The sequence below is a fragment of the Halomonas pelophila genome (assembly GCF_040196315.1).
GTDB lineage: Bacteria > Pseudomonadota > Gammaproteobacteria > Pseudomonadales > Halomonadaceae > Halomonas > Halomonas pelophila.
This window is the reverse complement of the sequence record NZ_JBEGCI010000016.1, coordinates 62,871-72,292: the sequence shown is the minus strand read 5'-3', so window position 1 is coordinate 72,292 and position 9,422 is coordinate 62,871. Positions and strand designations below refer to the sequence as shown.

At 68.0% G+C, this 9,422-nt stretch carries 6 protein-coding genes; 2 read left to right on the top strand and 4 right to left on the bottom strand.

The genetic code is table 11. From position 1 onward, the window contains the following. Window positions 1-225: 225 nt before the first annotated feature. From ABE957_RS15865 to ABE957_RS15850, 4 genes are all read right to left on the bottom strand, one after another. Entirely contained in the window at window positions 226-711 is a 486-nt protein-coding gene (locus ABE957_RS15865) for a LabA-like NYN domain-containing protein (RefSeq protein WP_349759636.1), read from the bottom strand. Between the two features lie 5 nt (window positions 712-716). Next, window positions 717-1,178 (bottom strand): DUF6586 family protein, encoded by a 462-nt coding sequence (locus ABE957_RS15860; RefSeq protein ID WP_349759635.1) that lies wholly within the window; start codon window positions 1,176-1,178, stop codon window positions 717-719. Further along, window positions 1,175-3,823, bottom strand: a complete 2,649-nt coding sequence (gene topA / locus ABE957_RS15855) for a type I DNA topoisomerase (RefSeq protein ID WP_349759634.1) — start codon at window positions 3,821-3,823, stop codon at window positions 1,175-1,177. The genes ABE957_RS15860 and topA overlap by 4 nt, the downstream gene beginning before the upstream one ends. A 323-nt stretch (window positions 3,824-4,146) precedes the next feature. After that, window positions 4,147-6,825 carry a DUF3141 domain-containing protein gene (locus ABE957_RS15850; protein WP_349759633.1) on the bottom strand — a complete coding sequence of 893 codons (2,679 nt, stop codon included), beginning with the start codon at window positions 6,823-6,825 and terminating at the stop codon, window positions 4,147-4,149. A gap of 315 nt (window positions 6,826-7,140) precedes the next feature. Here ABE957_RS15850 and ABE957_RS15845 point away from each other — a divergent pair, with 315 nt between their 5' ends. Together ABE957_RS15845 and lipA are read left to right on the top strand one after the other, a co-directional pair. Next, a complete protein-coding gene (locus ABE957_RS15845) occupies window positions 7,141-8,127 on the top strand; it encodes a LysR family transcriptional regulator (RefSeq protein ID WP_349759632.1) in 987 nt (328 codons plus the stop codon). A 209-nt stretch (window positions 8,128-8,336) separates the two neighbouring features. Then, on the top strand, window positions 8,337-9,389 hold the full coding sequence (gene lipA / locus ABE957_RS15840) for a lipoyl synthase (RefSeq protein WP_349759631.1): 1,053 nt from the start codon (window positions 8,337-8,339) through the stop codon (window positions 9,387-9,389). Window positions 9,390-9,422: the final 33 nt, after the last annotated feature.

Genomic DNA, 9,422 nt, shown 5'->3' with positions numbered 1-9,422 from the left:
CCTATCTCCTTTACAGGCTCGAGGCCATTCGGTCCTACTCGGGATACACCCAGGCTGTGAGCGGTGGTAGCTAATCACCTCTCACTGGAGAGACACAAGGTCCTACGCCAGGGATGGCGTCGGAAGCGTACATGGATGTATTCAAAGCGCCTCCTCGATGGTCCGACACTTCGGGGACTGCCGCCGGATCAGTCCCAAATCGCTAGCACCTCCGATAGCCCTGGCCTAAAGCAGCAGCTCCCCCTCGATGGGCACAAAGCGGCTCGCCGCGCGGATCAGCGAATCGGCACTGAGCCGCTCCACGCCGACCACCTCCACCGTCACGCCGTGGCGCTCGCGCATCCGCTCGACCAGCAGGTCGAAGTCGCCGTCGCCGGAGACCAGCACCACCCGGTCGACCCGCGGCGCGGCCTCCATGGCATCCAGGGCGATGCCCACGTCCCAGTCGCCCTTGGCGGAGCCGTCGCTGCGCTGGATATAGGGCTTGAGCTTCACCGTGAAGCCGATGCCGCGCAGGATGTCCTGGAACTGGCGCTGTTTGGGGTCGCCGCGGTCGACCGCGTAGGCATTGGCCACTACCACGTCGCGGCCGGCGGCGAAGCGGCGCCAGAAGACGTGGTAGTTGAAGTGGCGACCGAAGGCCTGGCGCGTGGTGTAGTAGACGTTCTGCACGTCGACCAGCAGCGCGACGCGCTCCGACGAGGCTGCCAAGGCCGCTACCACTCCTCGCTGGTCTCGCGCAGCGCGGCGATCTCGCGCTTGGCCTCGCGCACGCAGTCGGTGAGCTCCGCATTCAGCGATGCACCGCCGCCGACGGCGATCAACCCGGGATTGCCGGGCCGGCGCCGGGCCACTCCGTCGGTGCCGTGCAGCGCCTCGAGCCTGGCGAGCAGACCCGACAGCCAGCTGTCGGGCCGGGCGGCCAGCTCCCGCAGGCGATGCAGCTCGGCGATGCCGGCCCCCTCGGGGCCGAGCAGTTCGCGCCAGTCGTGGCGCTCGAGGTGAGCGTGTTCGGTGACCTCGCGCAGCAGCGACTCCAGCGTCAGCTCGAGCAGGGCGAGGCCGCCCTCCTCGGCCGCCATGCGGCGCGCCTCGGCGTGCTCGTCATCGCCGGCAGGCAGGTCGAGCAACAGCTCGGCCTGGTAGAGCAGCTGATTGGTGCGGGCTCGCGGGGTCACTTGCGCTTGTCCTCCACGTGCCATTTGCCGCCCTCGAAGGTGGCCTTCCAGCCGGTGGCCTTGCCGCCCTCATCGGTCATCACGTACTGCTCCTTGGCCTTGCGCGAGAAGCGAATCTGCGCCGGACGACCATCGGGATCCTCACTGGGCGCCTCGAGCAGATAGCGATACTTCTCGGGCAGCTCCTCGGCGTGAGCCTTGAGCTCGGCGACCAGCGGCGGTCGAGTCTCGCGGTTCTTGGGGAACTTGCTGGCCGCCAGGAACAGCCCGCTGGCGCCGTCGCGTAGCACGTAGTGATCCTCGACCTTCTGGCAGGCGAGCTCCGGCATGGGGATGGGATCCATCTTGGGCGGGGCCACCTCGCCGCTTCTGAGTAGCTTGCGGGTGTTCTTGCACTCGCTATTGGTGCAACCGAAGTACTTGCCGAAACGACCGGTCTTGAGCTGCATCTCTCTGCCGCACTTGTCGCACTCGATGGTCGGCCCGTCGTAGCCCTTGATGCGGAACTTGCCCTGCTCGATCTCGTGACCGACACAATCCGGGCTGTTGCCGCAGATGTGCAGCTTGCGCGTCTCGTCGATCAGGTAGCTGTCCATGGCGGTGCCGCACTCGGGGCAGCGGTGCTTGGCGCGCAGGGCGTCGGTCTCGGCATCCTCGCCGGCATCGGCCGCGACGGCCTCGTCGCCGGGCAGCAGGTCGATGGTGGTCTTGCAGCGCTCCTTAGGCGGCAGATTGTAGCCGGAGCAGCCCAGGAAGACCCCGGTGGAGGCAGTGCGGATCTGCATCTTGCGCCCGCAGCTGGGGCAGTCGATATCGGTGGGCACCGGCTGATTGGGGCGCATGCCCTCCTCGCTCTCGGCCACGGCGAGTTCCTTGTGGAACTCGGCGTAGAAGGCATCGAGCAGCGCCTGCCAGTTGCGTTCGCCGTCGGCCACCTCGTCGAGGCTGTCCTCCATGCGCGCGGTGAAGGAGTAATCCATCAGGTCAGGGAACGACTCCTTGAGTCGCTCGGTGACGATGTCGCCCAGCTTCTCGGCATAGAAACGCCGGTTCTCCAGCTTGACGTAGCCACGGTCCTGGATGGTGGAGATGATCGCGGCGTAGGTCGAGGGCCGGCCGATGCCCTTCTTCTCCAGCTCCTTGACCAGGCTGGCCTCGGTATAACGGGGCGGCGGCTTGGTGAAGTGCTGCTGAGGATCGAGGTGTTCGAGGGTCATGGGGGTCCCCTCGGCGAGGTCCGGCAGGGACTGGTCCTCGTCCTTGCGACCCATCGGTTTCATCACCCGGGTATAGCCGTCGAACTTCAGCACCCGTCCCTTGGCACGCAGCTCATAGCCGTCGACCTCCACGGTCAGGGTGCTGGAGAGATACTCGGCGGGGGTCATCTGGCAGGCGACGAACTGGCGCCAGATCAGCTCGTAGAGCCGCTCGGCATCGCGCTCCATGCCGGCGAGATCGGTGGCACGCCGCGCGACCTCGGAGGGACGGATCGCCTCGTGAGCCTCCTGGGCGCCTTCCTTGCTGGAGTAGCGGTTGGGCGCCTCGGGCAGGTAACGCGCGCCGTACTCCTCATTGATGAACTCGCGCACGCCCTCCACCGCATCTCGGGAGAGATTGGTGGAATCGGTCCGCATGTAGGTGATGTAGCCGGCCTCGTAGAGGCGCTGGGCCAGGGTCATGGTCTTCTTCACCGAGAAGCCCAGCCGGCCACTGGCCGCCTGCTGCAGCGTCGAGGTGATGAAGGGGGCGTTGGGCTTGGAGCGGGTGGGCTTGTCTTCCCGCGCGGTGATCGCGAGGCTCGCCTGCTTGAGCGCCGCGATACGCTCGAGGGTCTCGGCCTCGGAGGTGGGCCGGAAGGCCTTGCCATCCTGGCGCACCAGCTCGAAACGCACCGGCGCCACGTCGTCACCGGCCCCGTCGACGTGAGGGGCCAGATCGGCGTGAACGTCCCAGAACTCCTCGGGGGTAAAGGCGTGGATCTCGCGTTCGCGCTCGGCGATCAGCCTCGTCGCCACCGACTGCACCCGACCGGCGGAGAGGCCGCGGGCGATCTTGGCCCACAGCAGCGGGGAGAGCATGAAGCCCACCACCCGGTCGAGGAAGCGGCGCGCCTGCTGGGCCTCGACCCGCGGGATGTTCAGCTGGCCGGGATCCTGGAAGGCCTCCTGGATGGCGTTCTTGGTGATCTCGTTGAACACCACGCGCCGATAGCGCGTCTCGTCGCCGCCGATGGTCTCGCGCAGGTGCCAGGCGATGGCCTCCCCCTCGCGGTCCAGATCGGTGGCGAGATAGACCGCGTCGGCCTTCTCGGCGAGCTTCTGGAGCTCGGCCACCACCTTCTCCTTGCCCGGCAGGATCTCGTAGTGCGCCTTCCAGCCGTGTTCGGGGTCGATGCCCATGCGCCGGATCAGCTGGTCATGGGCCTTGCGCTTGCGATGCTCCGCCTTCTCCTCCGGCGACATCTTGCGGGTTGCCGCCGCCTGACGAGCGCGCTCCTTGGGGTCCGACGCCGTCTTGCCCGAGCCGCTGGTCGGCAGGTCACGGATGTGCCCCACGCTCGACTTTACGATGAAGTCGTTGCCGAGATACTTGTTGATCGTCTTCGCCTTGGCCGGCGACTCGACGATGACCAGTGACTTGCCCATAGTGCTCCACTGTGCTGATGGCGCCAGCGTGACGGCTCGCGCCAGACGGTATCGACCCGTCCTCTGCGACGGGTGAAAAATGCGCTTACCCTACCCCAGCGATCGGCTTCACGCCAGTCGCCCCCGGCGGGCGGCTCCTTGAACCTAGACCGCCAACTCACGAGACGACAAGCCCAGAACGTCCGGGGCCAACGACAACGCCCCCGCCGAGGGGGCGGGGGCGTGCGTTTCACGGCGCTGGCGCGCAGGGCTCAGCCAGCGTCGGTGTTCACGGCTCGATGGTCATTCCTGCCGATCACTTCTTGCCGATCACTTCTTGCCCATCATTTCTTGCCAGAGTTGCGCGACGTGCGGCGCCGCGGTGCCGCGCGGCTCGCCGGCTTGCGCTTGACGCCGGCGGGCTGAGCGGTCGGCTGAGGGCCCGGTTCAGCGGCCGGAGCGGCCGCCTCCGGCGCCTCGATGCCCTGTGCCTGGACATCCTGAGCCTCGACATCCTGAGTCTTAACGTCCTGCTCCTCGACGTCCTGCGCCTCGACGTCCTGAGTCTTGACGTCCTGCGCCTCGACGTCCTGAGTCTTGACGTCCTGAGTCTTGACGTCCTGAGTCTTGACGTCCTGTGCCTCGACGTCCTGTGCCGCGACATTTTGCACCTCGGCGCCCTGCGCCTGGGGTGCCACGTTCGCCGGGACCGTCTCGGCGACGGGCATCGCCTCCATCAGACCTTCCACCTCGCGGCGGGCGAGCTCTCCGGCCTCGGCCTCGCGGACGAGGCTCGCCTCGGCGTCGCGACGCGCCTCCTGCTCCTGCTCAGGGGCGTGATCGATGGCCTGGTGGAACAGCGCCTTGATGCGCTCGAAGCGCTCCGCCGCGTGCTCGCTGAGCTCGCCGCTGGCGGCCAGCACGTGCTCGATATGCGCGAGGTGAGCGTCGATCTCCGCGGCCGTCTGCCCCTTGAGCAGGGACGGAATCGCCTCGAGGGCCGCCTCGTGATCCTGCTGGAGGGTGAAGAACTGCTCACGTACCAGGTGCTTGAAGTCGGCCAGCTCCGCGCCCGGCTCGAGCTCGGCCCGGGAGGCGCGCAGCCGCTTGAAGTTGCGCTCGTCGGTGGCCGGGGCGCCCCCCAGCACATGGATCACCGAGCGCATGACCGCCTCGTGGCTGCCGCCATCGGTGATCGCGCGATGGACGTCCTCGCGGCGGCGCTCGATGAAGCGGCGATGTTCCGGCTCGGCGCCCGGGCGACGGCGGTGCACGTGGGCGTCACCACCCAGCCCCACCATGGCCTGCAGCAGCGGCTGGCCGTAGAGGTCCAGGAAGAAGCGCTCGCTGGCGCTGTCGCGCAGGTCGCGCCAGGCGTTCAGGCTGCGCGTGACCTGGTCGGAGACGATGCCCTCCACGGCCCGGAAGACATTGTCCTCATGCACCGGATGGCGATCGGCCCGCACCTGGTCGGCCAGCACCGGCACGGCGGTCATCAAAGGGTTGCGGTCGGAGAGCAGCCGATAGCCCAGGCGGTTGGGGTGCATGCGCCGCATCCACTTGGCCGACTCCGGCGTGGCCACCGCCTGCACCCAAGGCTGCACGAAGCTACGGTAGAGGCCCAGATTGATCTCGGAGATCCTCGCCACGGCGGCGAAGCGGGTATCGTCCTCGGGGCGATGCTGGACCTCACGATCGAGCTCATCGATGGTGCGCGGCGTGAACTCGAGCAGGTAGTCGCGCTCGATCAACTCGGCATCCTCGCGCTCGGCGGCGTTCGAGACCGTGGTCTCGTAGAGGCCGGGCGGCAGGACGTCGATATAGTCCATGTTGGCGGTGAACTCGGTATGCTCCTTGCGAGACACGCTGCCGGACACGAAGATGCCCAGGTGGCCGGTGGTGTCATGCACGCAGTAGACGATGGTCTGCTCGTTGGCGATGATGTCATCGACCCCCTCATAGAGGTCGCGCACCCAGCCGAGCGCCTGGGGCGGCGGCGTGATGTCGTCGCCGCGCGAACAGAACACCACCACCGGGGAGCGCACGTTGCGCAGGTCGATGCGCCGCCCGTCGGAGGTCACCAGCTGGGCGGTGGAGAGGCGATTGCCGACGAAGAGGTTGTCGACGATGTACTGGATCTCGTCGCCGCCGAGCACCACGTGGCCGCCCCACCAGCGCTCGAACTCCAGGTAGCGGTCGGCCTCGGTGTCGACCTGGGCATAGAGCCGGTACTGCTTGCTCCACCAGGTGTTGGCCGGATTCAGGCGCTCGAAGTTCTGCACCAGCCAGGCGCCGTCGAAGAGTCCGGCCCCCAGGTCGCTGAACAGCGAGGTCATCCAGCTGCCACCGGCCAGGCCACCGGTGTAGCGCATCGGGGCACCGCCCCGCTCGCCGGCCCAGTAGGAGAGCGGCGAGCCGGCGATCAGCAGCGGACCGAACAGCTCGGGCTCCAGGGCCGCGGCCATCATGATCTGCCAGCCGGCCTGGCAGTTGCCGACCACCATGGGCTTCTCGGAGGTCTCGGGATGACGCGCGATGATGTGGCGCAGGAACTCGACCTCGGCCTCGACCACGTCCTCGACGGTCTGCCCCGGCACGGGATAGGGCAGAAAGCCGATGAAATAGCAGGGATGTCCGGCACGCAGGGCGACGCCGATCTCGCTGTCGGGCTTGAAGCCGCCGATGCCCGGACCGTGGCCCGCGCGGGGGTCGACTACCACGAAGGGGCGCATCTGCAGATCGGTCTCCACGCCCAAGGGCGGCTGGATGCGCAGCAGCTCGTAGTTGACCGGGCGCGCCAGCTCGCGACCATCCATCAGCACCTCGGCATCGAAGCCGAGCACGTTGGGCTTGGTCTTCTCGATGTGCTCGAGGTACTGGTTGCCCCGCCGGCGCATGACGTCCATGAAGAGCACGCTGCGCTCCATCGTGTCGCGCCAGTAGTCGCAGGCCGCGCGTCCGAAACCGAACGGATCCATGAAGGGCAGCGCGTCGGCTGCCGGAGTCGGTATCAGGGGGTTCATTATCAGCTCCAGGGTTGCTCGGTGCTCACGCCACATCCATTCGCGGCTCGTGACCCCGATGCATGAAAACGGGCTTTGCTGCATTGCAATATAGCGCATGAAGCCAGCCGCTGCGAGGGGCTTGTGGTTGACCAGGGCCACACCCGGGGCATTCGTGGGGCCAGTTTCCGCTATGGCCGCTGACGCCGCTCGCCGGACGGCGCCGCACCAGCCCGACGGCAGCGCCGGTATCGATGGCCGGCGGCGAGCGAGCGGTGCTAGCATGTCGCCAGACTCCCAGAGACCCCACGGCATGGCGCCGGCGGACAGACCGACATGACCACACCCAAGCTGCTCAACCGCCTGACCTTTCGCCAGCTGCAGGTGTTCCGTGCCGTCTATGACCAGCACTCCTATTCCCGCGCGGCCGAGGCGCTGGGACTGACCCAGCCCGCCGTGAGCGCCCAGATTCGCCAGCTCGAACAGGCCCTCGGCCAGCCCCTGTTCAAGTACGCCGGGCGCACCCTGCACCTGCTGCCCGCCGCCGATGCGCTGGCCGCCTCGACCCGCTCGATCTTCGGGCAGGTCTCGCGTCTGCAGATGACCCTCTCCGACATGGCCGGGACGCTGAACGGCGAGCTCAACCTCGCCGCGGTCTCCACCGCCCAGTACGTGGTGCCCCACCTGCTGGCGCGCTTTCGCGCCCACTATCCCGACATCGTGGTGCGCCTGCGCGTCTGCAGCCGGCGCCAGGCGCTGGAGCGACTCGCCGAGCGACGCGACGACCTGGTGATCATGGCGCGGGTCCCCGAGGGCGACGAGCTGACCTTCATGCCGATCCTCGACAGCGAACTGATTCCCGTGGTCTGGCCGGGCCATCCCCTGCTCGATGCCGAACACCCCACCCTGGAGGACTTCGCGCGCCACTACGTGCTGATGCGCGAGCCCGGCTCCGGGGTGCGCAGCGCCTTCGAGGAGCTGGCCGCCGAGCAGGACGTGTGGCTGCCCCACGCCATCGAGCTGGGCTCCAACGAGGCGGTCAAGCACGGGGTGATGGCTCAGCTGGGGGTGGCCGTGCTGCCCCGCCTCGCCGTGCGCCTGGAGATCGAGGCGGGGCTGCTCACCCCCCTCGTCCTGCCCGGCTTCCCCCTGCGCCACTCCTGGTGCACGGTCCATCCCCGCGATCACTTCCCGACCCCGGTCACCGAGCTGTTCCTACGTTTCGTGCGCGAACATCTCGCCGAGCTCCACGAGCACTTCGCCGTGCCGCCGACCCCGCTGCCGAGCCACGGCGTCGACTGCCTGCCGATGACCACCTATTGAGCGTCCGCGCTTGATCGCCACCCCTTGACCCACCCCTCGCGGGCGTCACCGCACGCCCCGCCCGCTGTCCAGAAAGGTGACGGCTGTGGTAGGTTATGGGCCCTGAATCCCCGTATCATTCGACGTGCCAGGCTGACTGGAAACGCCGATCGACGCGCTCCGAAGCGCCGTCCCGGTGAGACAGCCGGCGAGCAGAGAGGCTCACAGCTATGAGCGACACCCCCTCCCCACGCGTCTCCAGCGGCGAAAAGTATCGCAACGACCATGGCACGGCCGCCATCAAGGACGGCATGAAGGTGCGTCGCGAGGTCGAGGACGGCGCCGCAGCGGGCCGCAAGCCGAAGTGGCTGCGCGCACAGATCCCCGGCGGCGAGCGCTTCGAGGCGGTCAAGAAGAACGTGGCCACCCACCGGCTCAGCACCGTGTGCGCCGAGTCGCACTGCCCCAACCAGGGCGAGTGCTGGAGCAACGGCACGGCAACCATCATGCTGATGGGCTCGGTGTGCACCCGCGCCTGCCGCTTCTGCGCGGTGGATACCGGCAACCCCAAGGGCTGGCTGGACGCCGAGGAGCCGCAGAATACCGCCCAGTCGGTGGAGCTGATGGGGCTGCGCTACATCGTGCTGACCTCGGTGGATCGGGACGACCTGCCCGACGGCGGTGCGACTCACTACGCCGACTGCATCCGGGCCATCAAGGCGCGCACCCCCGAGGTGGTCGTCGAGGCACTGACGCCCGACTTCGACGCCGAGCCCACGGCGATCGAGCGGGTGGTCGACTCGGGGCTCGAGGTCTTCGCCCAGAACGTCGAGACCGTCGAGCGACTGACCTCGCGGGTGCGCGATCCCCGCGCCGGCTACCGCAAGACCCTCGACGTGCTGGCCCATGCCAAGCGCCATCGCCCCGCGGTCATCACCAAGACCAGCCTGATGCTGGGCCTCGGTGAGACCGAGGAAGAGATACTGGCGACCTTCGATGACCTGCGCGAGATCGGCGTGGACATCGTCACCCTGGGCCAGTACCTGCGCCCCACCCGCAACCACCTGCCGGTGGAGCGCTGGGTCACGCCGGAGGAGTTCGATCGCTACCGCGAGCTGGGCCTGGAGAAGGGTTTCATGGAGGTCCCGTCCGGCCCGCTGGTTCGCTCGAGCTACCGCGCCGACCGGGTGTTCGAGAAGAACAACCTCGGACTGGCCGCGCCCGCCGAGGTGCCGGGCCAGGAGGCGGACCCGAACCGCATCGACGCCGTTAACGTCGGCTGAGCGTCGGTACGTTAGCGCCACGGCGCCCTCGCT